This is a genomic window from Archangium gephyra (assembly GCF_049060025.1).
GTDB classification, from domain to species: domain Bacteria; phylum Myxococcota; class Myxococcia; order Myxococcales; family Myxococcaceae; genus Archangium; species Archangium gephyra_A.
This window is the reverse complement of sequence record NZ_JBMEQQ010000002.1, coordinates 3,138,145-3,153,395: the sequence shown is the minus strand read 5'-3', so window position 1 is coordinate 3,153,395 and position 15,251 is coordinate 3,138,145. Positions and strand designations below refer to the sequence as shown.

Genomic DNA, 15,251 nt, shown 5'->3' with positions numbered 1-15,251 from the left:
CGCGGACGGGAGAAGAGTGCCTCGGATGGTGAGGGACTCAGGCCGCGCGGCGGGCGGCGGCCGTCGGGCGGATGTCCCCGTGGTTCGGCGCGGGCAGGGTGATCGTCGGTGACAGGCCCGGTGCCACCAGCGAGCCCGTCAGCAGCGATGACGGGTGGAAGTTCACGAAGGCCCCCTCCACTCGCGACGGGCCCGCGAACAGCTTCTCCACGACCATCGACGAGTATTGCTCCAGGGAGCTTTCACGCGTGTTGCCGTTGAGCACCACCTCCCAGCCCATCTGCTCGGCGAAGGCGCGCACCCCCGGAATCCTCGACTGCAGCGGCGTGTAGCACTCCGAGGCCACGCCGTTCTCGCTCACCACGAACACCTCCTTGTCCGTGGCCACCGCCAGCGACATGTTCCCCATCGTGTGCCCCGGCGTCGACAGGATGGCCGCGCCCCGGCCCAGCCACGTGTCTCCGTCCAGCAGGACCACGCGCTCCTCCGGCACTCCGTCCGTCCCGCCCGGCACGTACCAGACCTTCTCCAGCGGGTGCAGGTTCTTCACCGACTCCCACTCGGCCCGCTGCACCAGCAGCTTCGCCCTCGGGAAATACGCCGGCTCTCCATCCCCGCCCAGCCACCGCCGCACGTCCTGCACGTGCAGGTGATCGAACGCGAGGTAGTCCACGTCCTCGGGCTTCAACCCCAGTGCCGTCAGGTGGCTCTGCACCGTGCCGTGCCGCCGCGTCATCACCTTGTCCGAGACGAAGTCCCCGTACTTCTCCTTCAGCGACTTGAAGAAGGGCGCCGCCTGGCCGCGCTCGTAGTCGCTCGGGTTGAAGAGCAGGGTGCGCGTCACCCCGTCCTCCAGGTACTGCACCACCTGCATCCGGTTCGTCATCATCACGTAGGGCGCCGGAGACAGCGCCGCCCCGCTGAAGGCGAACAGCGATGGGAAGGGGAAGGTGACCAGGTCGCACGTGGCCACCGCCGCCACCGGGCCACCGGCCGTGAAGGCCTCGCGGGCCTCCAGTGCCGCCCGGCGGAGCTTCTGCAGGCGCACTCCGGACACCGGCTCGGCACGGGCCTCGTTGAGGAAGGGGAGGGGACGGAAGGACGTGGTCATGGATTCACCGTGAGCTCGAAAACGGTCTTCACCGACTGGTAGCGGGCGCGGGCCAGGTTGGCCTCGATGGCCTCCTGGTAACGCGCGAGCGGAAAGGTATGTGTCACCAGCATGCTCGGGTCCGGGCCTTCCCGGCGGGCGAGCAGTTCCAGCACCAGATCGAAGGTGTGCTGGCGAACGCCCCGGAAGCTCTCCGGCCCGTACACGTAGGAGCCGAGCAGCGTCAGCTCGTTGCGCCACACCGTCGTCCAGTCCACACGCTCGAGAATCCCCGCCGCCCCCACCAGCACCACCTTTCCCAGCGAGCGCGTGTACCGCAGCGAGTCCTGCACCGAGGCCGCGCTGCCGATGCAGTCGAACGTCACCTCGTAGCCGCCCATGAGCGCCGGCGGGCCGATGATGGGGCGGTACACCTTCGCCCCCGTGCGCCGCGCCACCTCCTCGGCCTCGGCGGTGTCGTCCCGCATCACCCGGAAGGCCTCGTCCGCCCCCAATTGCTTCGCCAACTTCAGTTGGTAGTCCTCGGCCGCCAGCAGCGTCACGTGGCAGCGCGAGCCCACCGCCCGGAGGGCCCACAGGCACGCGAAGGCCACCGGCCCCCCGCCAATCACCAGCACCCGGTCCTCGTCCTTCAGCGGCACCTTCAGCACCGCGTGCAGGCTCACCGCCAGCGGCTCCGCCAGCACCCCCGCCTTGTCTCCCACCCCCTCCGGCAGCGGGTGGAGCTGCGAGGGGTGCGCCACCATCTCCGTCCCCATGCCCCCGGGCAGGTCCTTCTGGAAGCCCAGCATCTGCCCCGCGGCCAGGCAGCCCTCGGCCGTGTGCTCGCAGCCGTTCTCCTGGCCGGCCGCACACGGCTTGCACGGCGGTTGGATGCCCCGCAGGCGGCAGGGCAGCAGCGGATTCACCACCACCTTCTGGCCCACCTCCACGCCCCGCGCCTGGGGCCCCAGCTCCGTCACCTCGGCGAGCACCTCGTGGCCCAGCACCGCCGGAAAGCTGTTGAAGGGCTCCATCTGGGGGCTCATCTTGAAGAAGATGGTCCCCATGTCCGAGCCGCACAGCCCCGCCAGCAGGGGCCGCAGCCGCACCCACTCCGGCCCGGGCAGGGTGGGGGAGGCCAGGTCACGCAGGGAGAGGCAACTCCCGCGCCCATAGTGCAGCTTCGGGTACATCCCTCCGACCCCCTTGGCGAGGACGTACCGGGGGATGGAGAGTTCGAAAACGAGTCCCTTCACGGGGCAAGCTCCCTGGGCAGGCGGGCTGACGGCGGGGGCGCGAAGTCTAGCCCCGCGAGAGGAGCCGCGACACCGGGGCCGTTCTGGTAGGGTGACGGCAGAGGAACGAGGGGTATGGCGAAGGCGAAGCGGAAATCCGACGACACACTCTCCGAGGAGGCACTCAACGACGAGGTCCGCGTCGAGGCCTCCCTCCGTCCGCGCTCGTTCGACGAGTACGTGGGCCAGAGCGCCGTCGTCGAGAAGCTCAAGGTGTACGTCCAGGCGGCCAAGAGCCGCGGCGAGGCGCTCGACCACTGTCTCTTCTCCGGCCCCCCGGGTCTGGGCAAGACGTCGCTGGCCTACATCATGGCCAACGAGCTGGGCGTGGGCATCCACGTCACCAGCGGCCCCGCCCTCGAGCGCAAGGGCGACCTGGCCGGCCTCCTCACCAACCTCAACGAGCGCGACATCCTCTTCATCGACGAGGTCCACCGCCTCAACGCCGCCATCGAGGAGTACCTCTACCCGGCCATGGAGGACTTCCGGCTGGACATCACCATCGACACCGGCCCCGCCGCCCGGGCGATGAAGATCGATCTGCCGCCCTTCACCCTCATCGGCGCCACCACCCGCACCGGCCTCCTCACCTCGCCGCTGCGCGACCGCTTCCAGATTCAGGAGCGGCTCGAGTACTACGAGCCCAAGCACCTGGAGCTCATCCTCAACCGCTCGGCGCGCATCCTCGGGGTGAAGCTGGACCGGGACGGCTCCCGGGAGATCGCCACCCGCGCCCGCGGCACGCCCCGCATCGCCAACCGGCTGCTGCGCCGCCTGCGCGACTTCGCCCAGGTCGAGGGCGATGGCAGCATCACCCAGGAGCTGGCCTCCACGGCCCTCACCCGCCTGGGCGTGGACGCCTCCGGCCTGGACGCGATGGACCGCAAAATCCTCCTCACCATCCTCGAGAAGTTCGGTGGGGGCCCGGTGGGCGTGGAGACCATCGCCGCCGCCGTGGGCGAGCAGCGCGATACCATCGAGGACGTGTACGAGCCCTTCCTCCTCCAGGAAGGCTTCCTCCAGCGCACGCCGCGCGGCCGCACCGCCACGCACCACGCGTACAGCTATTTCAACAAGAAGGCGCCCACCTCGGGTGGGCAGGGGTCCCTCTGGTGAGCACCACCGCCACCGCCGTCCCGCCGCCTCCCATGTCCCGCGTTCCCCGTGACTTCTACGAGGATCTCGTCCGCGCCTCGCAAGGCAACCGCGCCGGTTTCCTCACCGAGCGCGAGCGCTGGCTGCGTGCCCTGCCCGTGGAGGCCCGCGAGGAGCTGCTCTTCGAGTTCGAGATGCTCCTGCGCGGCATGGAGCGCTACGTCCAGCTCCACGACAACGGTGTCATCGATCCCCAGGACAAGCCGCTCGTCTCCCGCGACTTCCGCGAGGAGGCTCAAGGACGTCCGCGCCACCCTCAGCCAGGCCATCCGCCTCGCCCGGCACCTGTTGGACCCGGACTCGGACCAGAAGCTCCAGTTCCGCCGCTACGTCGAGACGCAGCTCGCCGACGACAACACGCGCCGCTCGCGGATTGAAGGCGAGCTGGACCAGGAGACGCCCCAGGAGAGCCTCTTCGTCCTGCGCCAGTCCTTCGAGTCGCTGCGCAACCTCATCGATCACCTGCTGCAGCTTCCGGTGTGCGGGCTGAGCCTCTTCAACGACGTGGGCAACCTCGTCCTGCGGGAAATCGTCCTCAACCGCTACTTCCGGCCCTTCCGTCTCAATGAATTCCGCCTGGAGTATGACCGGCTGCGCTCGGTGCGCCTGCTGTCGCTGCTCTCCACGGTGCCGGCGGAGACGCGGCCCCTCTTCACCACCGCCTACCTGGGCCTGTTCCGCCTGCTGCACTGTCTGGCCTACGTGAGCCAGGACACGCAGGGCCCCATCCCCCGCCGGGTGCGCGTGCTGCTCGCCCTGGTGCGCAGCGAGGCGCTCAGCCTCGTGGGCTTCCTGAAGAACGAGCTGGCCCCCAAGGCCGGCCCCAAGCCCCTCCAGGCCGCGTGCCTGCGCGCCGCCCGTGACATCGCCCGCGAGACGGAGCGCATCGCCAAGGACGTGCTCGTGGAGCTGGACCGGGACCGCGCCGCCGCCGCCCGCGCCTCCTACTCCTTCACCCAGCTCTTCCAGACCCAGGTGGTGGCCCTCACCGAGGCCCTTTCTCCTGGCGCCGCCGCGGGCGAGGCCCCCTTCGAGCAGCTCGCCTCGCCCATGGAGGCCGCCGAGCGCCTGCGCAAGGACCTGTGGGTCTTCTCCCAGCTCTGCCGCGCCGCGGAGGGGCACCTGCGCAACGACGACGTCACCTCCGCCGAGGCCGTCATCTCCAGCATCGTGGCCTTCCTCGGCTACTTCCAGGACGGCAGCTACCAGTTGCTGCGCTACGTGGATTACGAGGCCTTCGACCGGTTCAGCGCGCTCCTCACCGAGCTGCCCTGGCCCCCCGAGGGCCCCGCCGTCCGCACCCGCCTCATCGAGGATCTCCGCGCCTTCTCCATGGTGCTGGAGAACACCTTCGCCGCCGTCAGCCGCCGCGCCCAGCTCCGGGGTTTCAACTTCGACCGGGCCGAGGCGGAGCTGCTGCGCGACCGCTTCCTCGCCGCCACCCGGTGACGCCGCTGTCGTGAATCCGTCACCGTAAGTACTCCTGGCGTCACGGATTCGTTCGTCAACCGTTTGATTCCAGGCATCCGCTTGCGTTATTGGGTCGCGTCAATGACGCGCCCTGACGGAGCGCGGCCTGTGGAAGTTCGGACACATTTGTCACGGTGACGGGGTAGGTGCACAGCGAGTCGAGGGGGGAAGGGTGGCTGGTGGTTTCGGTCCCCCTGGCGAACCAGCCAAAAACTCCAGTGGATTCCAACACTTGGGGCTCCCAGGGGACCCCGTCGGTCTTCCTCCCGGGTGTGGGTTCAGTGGCGTGTGGTTTGCATCGATACGCGGCGCGTCAGATGGGCAGTGAACATTGGACGGGCCCGTCCCCGAGAGGGGCGGGGCAGAGCAGCACCCGCATCGATTCAGAGGCGACACCGATCATGGCTTACACCTCGTACAACCAGCGCACCCTTTCGCACCCCGTCCGTTGCCAGGGCGTGGGGCTCCACTCCGGCGCGCCGGTGAACCTCTCGTTGCTGCCGGCGCCGGTGAACCACGGCATCATGTTCGTGCGGACGGACATGCCGCGCCCGGTCTCCATCCCCGCCCTCACCGAGTACGTGGTGGACACGTCGCTGGCCACCACCCTGGGCAAGGACGGCGTGAAGGTGAGCACGGTGGAGCACCTGATGTCGGCGCTGGCCGGCATGGGGCTGGACAACGTGCGCGTGGAGCTGGACGGGCCCGAGGTGCCCATCATGGACGGCAGCGCCGCGCCCTTCGCCGCCCTCATCGCCGAGGCCGGCGTGCGCGAGCAGGAGGAGCCCCGCCGCCTGCTCGTCATCAAGAAGACGGTCTCCGTGGTGGACGGTGACAAGGAGGCGAGCTTCTCGCCGTCCAACCGCTTCCGCATCTCCTGCACCGTCGACTTCAAGCACCCGCTCATCACCGAGCAGTCCTACGACATGGAGTTCTCCGACCGGTGCTTCCACCGGGAGATCTCCCGCGCGCGCACCTTCGGCTTCCTCCGGGACGTGGAGATGCTCAAGAAGATGGGCCTGGCCCGCGGCGGCTCGCTGGACAACGCCATCGTGGTGGACGAGTTCTCCATCCTCAACCCGGACGGCCTGCGCTTCCCGGACGAGTTCGTGCGCCACAAGATCCTGGACGCCGTGGGGGACATCTCCCTGTTCGGCCGCCCGGTGGTGGGCCACCTCAAGGCCTTCAAGACGGGCCATGCGCTCAACCAGAAGCTGGTGAAGGCCGTGCTGGCGGACCCCTCCAGCTACGAGATCGTCCCGGCGCGCAAGCACCTGGAACTGCCCGAGCTGCGCCTGCCGGAGCTCAGCCTCGAACCGCTGGTGGCCTGACAAGAAGCGGCCCCCGGAGGGCATGAGAAATTTCTTTGCGAGTCCGGGGTTTTCTCGATTAAGGACCCGTACCCATGCTCATGCGCTCCACTTCCACCCTTCTGGCCGCTCTCGTGGCGGCCACCCTCTTCTCCGGCTGCAACAAGGAGAAGGCTCCGGCCGCGGCCGCCACGGCGACCTCGCCCACCACCTCTGCCGAGCCCACGCCGGACACCGTGGTGGCCACCTTCGGTGACGGTCAGAAGATCACCTTCGGCGAGCTCAACGAACGCATCAAGGAGCCGCTGGCCAACCTCGAGAAGCAGAAGTTCCAGCTTCGCAAGCAGGGCATCGAAGGCTTCGTGGTGGAGCGGCTGGTTCAGGCCGAGGCCAAGAAGCGCAACCTGACCGAGGAGCAGCTCATCAAGGCGGAGGTCGACGACAAGATCCCGCAGCCGCCCGAGGCGGAGATCAAGAAGCTGTACGACGAGGCCAAGGATCGGCTGCCCCCGGGCACCCCCTATGAGCAGGTGAAGCCGCAGATCGTCGACTTCCTCACGGGCTCCAAGAAGCAGGAGCGCGCGCGCGAGTACTTCAACGAGCTGAAGAAGACGGCCAACGTGCAGATCACCCTGCCCGAGCCGCCCAAGCCGCCGGTGGAGCGCAAGACGGTGGCCGCCACGGGCGCCTCCAAGGGCCCCGAGGGCGCGCCCATCACCATCGTGGAGTTCAGCGACTTCCAGTGCCCGTTCTGCAGCCGCGCCAACGAGACGGTGGATCAGGTCATGAAGGCCTACCCCAACCAGGTCCGGCTGGTGTTCCGCCACTTCCCGCTGGATTTCCACCAGCAGGCGCCCAAGGCCTCCGAGGCCGCGCTGTGCGCCGGGGACCAGGGCAAGTTCTGGGAGATGCACGACACGCTCTTCGCCAACCAGAAGGCGCTCGAGGTGCCCGCGCTCAAGGGCTACGCGAAGCAGATCGGCCTGGACACCGGCAAGTTCGACAAGTGCCTGGACTCCGGTGAGAAGGCCTCCATCGTCCAGGCCGACCTGGCGGACGGCAAGAAGGTGGGCGTGAGCGGTACCCCGGCCTTCTTCATCAACGGCATCCTGCTCTCCGGCGCCCAGCCCTTCGAGGAGTTCAAGAGCGTCATCGACGCCGAACTCCAGCCGCAGAAGTAAGGGACCGTTCCGCGTGGCACCACGCCCCAAGGCCACGCCTCGCGTCGGGGTGAGCGGTGAGCCGGGGGCGCTCGAGCTGGAGCGCCCCCTCGCCGCCAACCTCTCCCCCGGCCGTCCCCTCGTGGCGCACTTCCATTCGCCCGAGGGGATGGTGCTGTTGCGGGAGCCCGCCGCGCTCACCGGCTTCTTCGCAGGCAGCCTCAGCTCGCTGTCCGTGGAGGATGTGCTCGGCCACGTGCTGTCGGGCATCCGCAGCGGCCAGCTCATCCTCCAGCACGGCCTGGTGCAGCGCACCGTCAGCTTCCGCGACGGGCAGCCCATCTTCGCCGTCTCCAGCGTGCACCATGAGCGGCTCGGCGCCGTGGTGGTGCAGCTCGGCCTCGTCACCCCGGAGCAGTTGCACCAGGCGCTCGGCAAGGTGACGCCCACCCTGCGCATCGGCGCGGTGCTCACCCGCGAGGGGTACCTCTCCGAGGCCAACCTCTACAGCGCCATGACGTACCTGGTGCGCGAGGTGATGCTCAACCTCTTCGAGATGTCCGAGGGCAGCTTCCTCTTCCTCGAGGGGCGTCCGCCCGAGGGCGACTCGGTGAAGTTGCAGGAGCGCACCCGGGATCTCGTCCTGCAGGGGATGAAGCGCGGCGAGGTGGTGGCCCGGCTGCGCAAGCACTTCCCGGACGACACGCACGTGGTGGCCGGCCCCGAATCGCCCCCTCCCGGCGAGGAGGCCCTCTTCGCCACCGCGGCGAATGGCACCACGCTGGGCGCGCTGCGCTCCGTCTGGGAGGGCAGCCTCTTCTCCTTCCTCACCTGGGTGGAGGAGCGCACGCGGGATGGAGCGCTCCTGCTCCAGCAGACGAGCACCTCGGCGCCCATGCCCCGGCGGGCCTCCGGCACCTTCCTGGCGGTGCCCCCGCCGCCCGTGGCGCCGCTCGGCCCCGAGGATCGCTTCAACACGCTGCTCGCGCAGATCCACACCGCGCTGCGGCTGGCGGGCGCCAACCCGGACCTGATGCGCGACTTCCTCGAGTCGCCCCAGCAGGGCCTGGAGTCCGCCTATGAGGGCGTGTCGCTCGCCCCGGACGGCCGGGTGGACGTGGCGCGCATCCGCCAGAACGTCGCCGGTGGCGGCGAGGCGCTGGCTCGCGCCATGACGCTCGAGGCGCTCGACGCCTTCGTCTCCTACGCGCTCTTCTCCGCGCGCAACGTGCTGCCGGGCGAGATGTCCGAGCGGCTCTACCGCAGCTACCGCGAGCTCCAGGAGGGACTCTCGTGACGGACGCTTCCCAGGCGCGGAACAAGCTCGCGCTCGCCGCGGATCTCCCGCTGGATGACGGCCTGCGCCTCTACCAGCAGGTGGCGCCCCACGTGGGCTACGCCAAGGTGGGCCTGTCCCTCTTCGTCGAGCACGGCCCTCCCGCCGTGGCCGCCTTCCAGAAGCTGGGCGCGAAGATCTTCCTCGACCTGAAGCTGCACGACATTCCCAACACCGTGGAGCTGGCGGCCGCGCGCGCCGGGGCCCTGGGCGTGTCCCTGCTCACCGTGCACGCCGCCGGGGGCGAGGCCATGCTGAAGGCCGCCGTGAAGGGCGCTCGCGAGGGCGCCCGGGCCAGGGGCCACGAGGCGCCCCGGGTGCTCGCGGTGACGGTGCTCACCTCCATGTCCGCCGAGGACGTGACGGCGGTGGGCCTCTCCGGCGCTCCGGACGCGGCGGCGCTGCGGCTGGCGAAGCTGGCCGTGGGCGCGGGCGTGGACGGGCTGGTGTGCTCGCCCCGGGAGGCCGAGGCCTTCCGCCGCGAGCTCGGCCCCGCGCCCTTCCTCTGCACCCCCGGCATCCGCCCCGCGGGCGCGGCCAGGGGGGACCAGAACCGCGCGGAGACGCCCGCCTTCGCGGTGCGTGCGGGCGCGGATCTGCTCGTGGTGGGACGTCCCATCCACACCGCGGCTGATCCGTTGAGCGCCGCGCGTTCCATCGCCGAGGAAGTTTCCACCGCCTGACATCGGCCGTTTCGGGTTTTGACTGCCCCCCTGGCCGCCCCTCGCCCCCGTCCCCAGGTTGCTCCCAAGGTCATCTGGTCGGGGGAGCACAAATGAACGCAAGGCGGTTGTTGGGGTGGGGCTTGCTCGCGCTGTGCACGGCGTGCAGCGGGGCGAAGCAGGCGGTGCGTGAGCCCTCCGAGCTGGGGACGGGTGGTTCCGGTGTGTCGGCCCGGGAGCAGTCCATGGCCTCCGAGGAGCTGGACTCCCGGCGCTACGTGCACCAGGCGATGGGCTTCGAGCTCATCCAGCCTGGGGGCGACTGGCAGTTGGATGAGACGGACGAGCAGACGCCCGAGGGGCTCGCCATTCCCGTCGTCCTGCGCCACCGCACCAGCGGCGCGCAGGTGGTGCTGCAGGTGGCGCCCGCGGTGGCCACGCCCGCCCAGTTCGCCGAGCGCCTGACGCTGGGCCTGCGCAGCCAGCCCGGCTTCGTCACCAGCGAGCCCGAGCCGCTGCCCATGTCCGACAGCGCCGTGGGCTTCCACTTCAGCGTGGGCGACAACGTGCGCGGCCGGGTGGTGGTGCGCGATGGCAGCGCCGGCCACGTCTTCATGATGCTCGCCACGTGGCCGGCCACCGCGCCGGACGAGGTGCCGCAGACGGTGAACGCCCTCTTCGAGAGCGTCCGCCCGCTGCCCATCGCGCCCGAGCAGGTCTGAGCCCGCTCAGGCCTTCGACTTACCGCCGCGCGCCGGCTTGGAGGCGGGGGCCTCGGTGGCCTCGCTCGCCTCCTGCTGGCTGGCGCGGCGCCGCACGTACTCCACCAGCGTGCGCACGCCCACGCCCGTGCCGCCCTTGCCCAGGTAGCCCCGCTCCTTGGGGCTCACCGACGGGCCGGCGATGTCCAGGTGCACCCACGGCGTGTCTCCGACGAACTCCTTGAGGAAGAGCGCGGCGTTGATGGCTCCGCCCCAGCGCTCGCCGGAGTTCTTCATGTCCGCCACCTCCGAGCGCAGCACGTCCTTCTGCAGCTCGGTCACCGGCAGGCGCCACATCTCCTCGCCCGCCGTGCGCGCCGCCTCCAGCACGTCGTTCACCGCGCCGTCGTGCTCGCCGAAGGCGCCCACGATGTAGTTGCCCAGGGCGATGACGCACGCGCCGGTGAGCGTGGCCAGGTCGATGAGCACCGCCGGCTTGTGCTCGGTGGCCCACGTCATCACGTCACCGAGCACCAGGCGGCCCTCGGCGTCCGTGTTGGTGATCTCCACCGTCTTGCCCAGGCGCGAGGTGAGGATGTCGCTGGGCCGGTACGAGGTGCCCGAGGGCATGTTCTCGCAGGCGCCGATGAAGGCGTGCACGGGGAAGGGCGGCTTGAGGGAGGCGATGACCTTCATGGCGCCCAGCACCGCGGCCGAGCCGGCCATGTCCGTCTTCATCTCCACCATGGAGTCGGTGGGCTTGAGCGACAGGCCTCCCGAGTCGAAGGTGATGGCCTTGCCCACCAGCGCCACCGGGGCGTTCTTCGCCTGCTTCGCGTTCTTCGGCGTGTACTCGATGTGGATGAGCTTGGGCTCGTTGATGCTGCCCTGCGCCACCCCGAGGAACATCCCCATCTTCAGCCGCTCGATCTCCTTGCGGCCGCCCACGGTGACCTTGATGCCCGCCTCGCGCGCCATGTCCTGCGCGGCCCGGGCGAGCGCCTCGGGGTTGACGACGTTGGGGGGCTCGTTGACCAGGTCGCGCGCCCAGTTGGTGGCCTCACCCACGCGCTGCGCGAGCGCCACCGCCTGCTCGTGCTCCTTCGTCTTGTCCACGCCGCCGGGCAGCGCCAGCCGCACCGTGGTCAGCCTGGGCGCGTTCTTCTCTTCCTTGGCCGAGGACTTGTAGCGCTCGAAGCGGTAGGCGCCCAGCTCCAGGCCCTCCACCACGGCGCGCAGGGCGGCGAGGGTGTCCTGCGTCTCGGGCACGGAGAAGACGAGCGTGCGCACCTTGAGGCGCTGGGCCGTCTTCGCGGCACGGCCCGCGGCCAGGCGCAGCACCTCGGGGTTGTACTTGTTGCGCGAGCCCAGGCCCAGCAGCAGCACGCGCTCGGCCTCGAGCTTGCCGTGCACGTGCATCACGAAGGTCTGCTCGGCCTTGCCCTTGAAGCCCTCCTGGGTGGCGGCGGTGAGCAGCCGGCCCCCCAGCGCGGTGTCGGCACCGGCCACCAGCGCGGCCGGCTTGTCCCCGGTCTCGCCTTCGAAGAGGGGAATCACGAGCAGCTCACCGCTCGCGCGGGCGGCCTCGCCGGAGATGAAACTGAAGTTCATGAGGGACACGGGCTCCTGAGAAATGAGGGGTCGCGACTGTAGCGCCGCGAATGTTTCAGGCAAGAACGCTCGACCGTTCCGTCATTGCATGGACGCCTCGAGATGACTACGTCCGTGGCCATGCCCTCGTTGCTGCTGCACCTCACGGCGATCGAACGATTGGCGGCCAACCCGGGAGACCTGCCCGAGGACTTCGTCCGCGCCCTGTCCGAGGATCTGGCCTATGCGCGCTTCGGCGCGGCGCTGCCGGATCTCCCCCTGTGTGAAGGCGTCCGGGGCGGGCTGAGCGCCTGCTACTCGGGGCAGGACTGGCCCCACTTCGCGCGGCTGTACCATGAGAAGGCGCCCGTGGGCATGGGCCTGAAGATGGCCGAGCTGGTGGCCGCCGGAGCCCTGGTGGGCACCGAGGCCGGGCTGGCGCTGCTGGCCGGCTACTTCACGCACCTGTCCCTGGACCGGACGCTCCATCCACGGGTGGACAACCTGGTGATCCGTCACCGGCGCCAGGGCGAGCACGCGCTCGCGGCGCACCGGCAGATTGAATGGACGCAGACGCTCTTCTACCTGCGCGAGCTGCACGGGGTGGATCTGGTGGGCAGCCCGCGTCTGCGCGCGAAGTTCGAGGTGACCAAGAGCGCCGGCTTCCCGGTGAAGGGCATCGGCCGCGGCATCTACGAGCTGGTGCGGCTGGCCTCGCAGGAGACGCTGCAGGAAGCGCCCACCAAACAACAGCTCGACGGGTGGGCGCGCGGCCTCTACCTGGCGGGGTTGTACCTCTCCAGTCCCCTGGGGCGGATGCGGGCGCTGCCTGCCTGGTCGCAGCTCAGTTTCCAGGAGCTGTACCGCAACGACGGATTCGACTTCGCCGCCGAGGTGGAGTCCTCGGTGGAACAGGCCCGCGCGGTGTTGCGGCGTCTGCTGGCGTACATGGCACGCGGCATCTTCACGCCGCGGGCCCGCGCGCGGTTCCTCGAGGAGTTCCCCGAGGGCACCATTGGTGCATGCGCCGCATAAGCGTTCCCTGCACGAAGAGCAACCGGCCGATCGAGCCTCGGCGGTCAAGGGGAATGCCGCTATCCGATCGGCAAGGCGGCCCCTATCCTCTTCGTGGGTATGACGCTTCTCCTCTTGATATCCGCCGGTGTCCTCGCGGGACTCACGGGCGCACTGCTGGGTGTAGGTGGAGGGGTCATCCTCGTCCCCACGCTGGTCCTGGGCTTCCACGTGCCGCTGGAGGATGCCGTCCCCGCGAGCCTCATGTGCGTGGTGGCCAGCTCCTGCGGGGCGGCGGCCAGCTACGTGGAGCGCCGGCTCAGTGACATCCGCCTGGGGCTGACGCTGGAGCTGGCCACGGTGATGGGGGCCATCGTCGGAGGGCTGGTGGCGGGCCTGCTGGCGCCGGCGTGGGTGGCCCTGGTCTTCGGGCTCTTCACCCTCTACGTGTCGGCGCAGATGCTGCTGGCGAGCCCGCCGCCGGAGCAGCACGTGGAGGACTACGTGCCCACCAACTTCCCGCTGGGCATCTCCGGCTCATTCGTGGCCGGGAGCCTGTCGGCGCTGCTGGGGGTGGGTGGCGGTCCGCTCAAGGTGCCCCTGATGAGCTACGGCATGGGGGTGCCCTTCAAGGTGGCCAGCGCCACCAGCAACCTCATGATCGGCGTGACGGGGGCGGCGAGCGTGGCCGCCTATGCCTGGCGCGGGCACGTGAAGCTCGACCTGGTGGCGCCGCTGGTGGTGGGAGTGCTGGCGGGCGCGTCCGTGGGGTGCCGGTTGATGCCGCGCGTCCCCACCTCGGTGCTGAGGCGGTTGTTCGCTCTGGTGTTGCTGGTGGTGGCAACGCAGATGCTGTGGAAGGGAGGGGAGGGACTGTGGCCGAGCATGCCGAAATGACGACGAGTGCATCCTCCGTGGTGACGGGGGCCATTCCCGTGAATCTGGAGAACGCCGTCCGGGCGAAGGTGCCGCCTCCACTGCCTCGAAGGGTCTCCGCGGCCTCCGCGGCCCCCGTGGTGCCAGGAGTGGAGCTCACCCCGGCCCACGTCAAGCGCGCGGAGGCGGGCGAGCAGTGGATCTCCCGGCTGCTCCGGGTCGGCGCCACGTGCAGCGGAGGGCTCTTCCTCGCCTCACTGGCGCTGGAGTTCCTGCCCCAATCCGAGACCGTGCACGTGGCCATCGACGTGCTGCGCAAGGGCGCGGCCTCGGCCCTGCTGGTGACCCCCGTGGTGCGCCTGGTGGTGGCGGGCACCACCCTGGGCATCCGCGGCGAGTGGAAGTACGCCCTCTACGCCGCGGGGGTGCTGGGACTGCTCGCGGTGGCGGTGGGCGCGGGACTCCACGCCTGAAGAAGGCGCTGGACAGGGATGACGGCGCCGCGCCGCGAACCCTCAGCCCGCGCGGCGCAGCCGCCCGAGCATCCCGTTGAGATCCTGGGTGAAGACATACTGCCGGAAGAAATGGCCGCCCGGCTCCTCGCGCCACTCGTGCGGGATGCCGGCCCCGGCCAGCGCCGCCCGGAACTCCCGCTGGCCGGCCAGCACCTGGGTTTCGTTGACGGTGTCGAACCAGTTGACCGGATCGGGCGACGTCCCCGCGACCAGGAAGATGCGCTTGTTCCGGTAGCTCTCGATGCGCTGCATCGGGTTGTCGGCGCTGACCCGCGCCTCGTCCCAGAGCGGGGCTCCGTAGACCGTACCGCCGCCCAGCTCCACGGCCGAGGAGCTGGCGTTGGCCCAGTGCACGACCAGGCCGAAATCACGGCGCAGGCTGGCCGGGCCGGAGTGGGCGCTCACCGAGCAGAAGTGACCGTAGTACTTGGCGGTGTACTTCAACGCGCCGAAGCCGCCCATGGAGAACCCGGCGACAGCGCGGCCGTTGTACTCGGGGAAGGTGCGGAAGTTCGCGTCGATCCAGGGAAGCAACTGGGCCATGTGGAAGGTCTCCCAGTTGCGCGCCCCGGCGTTGCTGCTGACCGGGTTCGAGTACCAGCCCGTGGCCGCGTCCGGCATGACCACGATGAGGTCCCGGCCGGCGGTCAGGCCGATGATGTTGTGGTGCATGTGGAACGTCCGGAAGTCCTCCGCCCCGCCGTGGAGCAGGTAGAGCACCGGGTAGCGCTTGCCGCTCGTGTGGTAGCCGTCTGGCAGCAGGACGTTGACGGCCGGATTCCAGCCGATGGCACTGGTGGCGAAGCGGTAGTACTGGAGCCGCCCGCCGTTCTCGTTCCGCTCGACGATCCGCAGCCCGTACCCATCCCACGCGGCGCTCGCCGTCGAGGGGGCGGTGAGCATGCCGCCGAACGCGCTGGCGGAGGCGGCTCCGGCGGTACCCGCGAGGAAATGGCGACGGCTCAGCTTCCGGCTTCCGGTCGATGTGGTGTCCATATGGAGGTCTCTTCCCCGTACGCCGCCCGTGGGCCATCCCTCGTGGATGGTGCGGCGTGACCCCTGGGAGGATACCTC

At 69.8% G+C, this 15,251-nt stretch carries 15 protein-coding genes; 11 read left to right on the top strand and 4 right to left on the bottom strand.

Annotation, left to right across the window (positions count from 1 at the left end):
* Window positions 1-37: 37 nt before the first annotated feature.
* Window positions 38-1,111 (bottom strand): hypothetical protein, encoded by a 1,074-nt coding sequence (locus tag ACN28I_RS13430; RefSeq protein WP_420942435.1) that lies wholly within the window; start codon window positions 1,109-1,111, stop codon window positions 38-40.
* Window positions 1,108-2,349 carry a zinc-dependent alcohol dehydrogenase gene (locus ACN28I_RS13425; protein WP_420942434.1) on the bottom strand — a complete coding sequence of 414 codons (1,242 nt, stop codon included), beginning with the start codon at window positions 2,347-2,349 and terminating at the stop codon, window positions 1,108-1,110. The genes ACN28I_RS13430 and ACN28I_RS13425 overlap by 4 nt, the downstream gene beginning before the upstream one ends.
* Before the next feature lie 114 nt (window positions 2,350-2,463).
* Here ACN28I_RS13425 and ruvB point away from each other — a divergent pair, with 114 nt between their 5' ends.
* From ruvB to ACN28I_RS13385, 8 genes are all read left to right on the top strand, one after another.
* Window positions 2,464-3,504: a Holliday junction branch migration DNA helicase RuvB gene (gene ruvB, locus ACN28I_RS13420; protein ID WP_047856636.1), complete on the top strand. Its 1,041-nt coding sequence runs from the start codon at window positions 2,464-2,466 to the stop codon at window positions 3,502-3,504.
* Window positions 3,501-3,920 (top strand): hypothetical protein, encoded by a 420-nt coding sequence (locus tag ACN28I_RS13415; protein ID WP_420942433.1) that lies wholly within the window; start codon window positions 3,501-3,503, stop codon window positions 3,918-3,920. The genes ruvB and ACN28I_RS13415 overlap by 4 nt, the downstream gene beginning before the upstream one ends.
* Window positions 3,832-4,992, top strand: a complete 1,161-nt coding sequence (locus ACN28I_RS13410) for a hypothetical protein (RefSeq protein WP_420942432.1) — start codon at window positions 3,832-3,834, stop codon at window positions 4,990-4,992. The genes ACN28I_RS13415 and ACN28I_RS13410 overlap by 89 nt, the downstream gene beginning before the upstream one ends.
* 422 nt (window positions 4,993-5,414) lie before the next feature.
* Window positions 5,415-6,344, top strand: a complete 930-nt coding sequence (gene lpxC / locus ACN28I_RS13405) for a UDP-3-O-acyl-N-acetylglucosamine deacetylase (RefSeq protein WP_420942431.1) — start codon at window positions 5,415-5,417, stop codon at window positions 6,342-6,344.
* Window positions 6,345-6,418: 74 nt separating this feature from the next.
* The gene (locus tag ACN28I_RS13400) at window positions 6,419-7,504 is read left to right on the top strand and encodes a thioredoxin domain-containing protein (protein ID WP_420942430.1); all 1,086 of its coding nucleotides are present in this window, start codon (window positions 6,419-6,421) and stop codon (window positions 7,502-7,504) included.
* A 13-nt stretch (window positions 7,505-7,517) separates the two neighbouring features.
* Complete coding sequence (locus ACN28I_RS13395; RefSeq protein WP_420942429.1) at window positions 7,518-8,780, top strand: DUF4388 domain-containing protein; 1,263 nt, start codon at window positions 7,518-7,520, stop codon at window positions 8,778-8,780.
* Window positions 8,777-9,502 carry an orotidine-5'-phosphate decarboxylase gene (gene pyrF, locus ACN28I_RS13390; RefSeq protein ID WP_420942428.1) on the top strand — a complete coding sequence of 242 codons (726 nt, stop codon included), beginning with the start codon at window positions 8,777-8,779 and terminating at the stop codon, window positions 9,500-9,502. The genes ACN28I_RS13395 and pyrF overlap by 4 nt, the downstream gene beginning before the upstream one ends.
* A gap of 92 nt (window positions 9,503-9,594) precedes the next feature.
* Window positions 9,595-10,203, top strand: a complete 609-nt coding sequence (locus ACN28I_RS13385; protein ID WP_420942427.1) for a hypothetical protein — start codon at window positions 9,595-9,597, stop codon at window positions 10,201-10,203.
* Between the two features lie 6 nt (window positions 10,204-10,209).
* Here the strand turns inward: ACN28I_RS13385 and ACN28I_RS13380 are convergent, their stop codons facing one another.
* Window positions 10,210-11,793: a leucyl aminopeptidase gene (locus ACN28I_RS13380; protein WP_420942426.1), complete on the bottom strand. Its 1,584-nt coding sequence runs from the start codon at window positions 11,791-11,793 to the stop codon at window positions 10,210-10,212.
* Between the two features lie 120 nt (window positions 11,794-11,913).
* Between ACN28I_RS13380 and ACN28I_RS13375 the strand changes: the two genes are divergently transcribed.
* The 3 genes from ACN28I_RS13375 to ACN28I_RS13365 all read left to right on the top strand — a co-directional run bounded on the left by ACN28I_RS13375 (window position 11,914) and on the right by ACN28I_RS13365 (window position 14,135).
* Complete coding sequence (locus tag ACN28I_RS13375) at window positions 11,914-12,807, top strand: zinc dependent phospholipase C family protein (protein WP_420948632.1); 894 nt, start codon at window positions 11,914-11,916, stop codon at window positions 12,805-12,807.
* Window positions 12,808-12,906: 99 nt separating this feature from the next.
* The gene (locus ACN28I_RS13370; protein WP_420942425.1) at window positions 12,907-13,683 is read left to right on the top strand and encodes a sulfite exporter TauE/SafE family protein; all 777 of its coding nucleotides are present in this window, start codon (window positions 12,907-12,909) and stop codon (window positions 13,681-13,683) included.
* Window positions 13,680-14,135 (top strand): hypothetical protein, encoded by a 456-nt coding sequence (locus ACN28I_RS13365; RefSeq protein WP_420942424.1) that lies wholly within the window; start codon window positions 13,680-13,682, stop codon window positions 14,133-14,135. Before ACN28I_RS13370 ends, ACN28I_RS13365 begins: the two co-directional genes overlap by 4 nt.
* 42 nt (window positions 14,136-14,177) lie before the next feature.
* On the opposite strand, the gene ACN28I_RS13360 is transcribed toward ACN28I_RS13365, so the two are convergent.
* Window positions 14,178-15,173, bottom strand: a complete 996-nt coding sequence (locus ACN28I_RS13360; protein WP_420942423.1) for an alpha/beta hydrolase — start codon at window positions 15,171-15,173, stop codon at window positions 14,178-14,180.
* Window positions 15,174-15,251 lie beyond the last annotated feature (78 nt).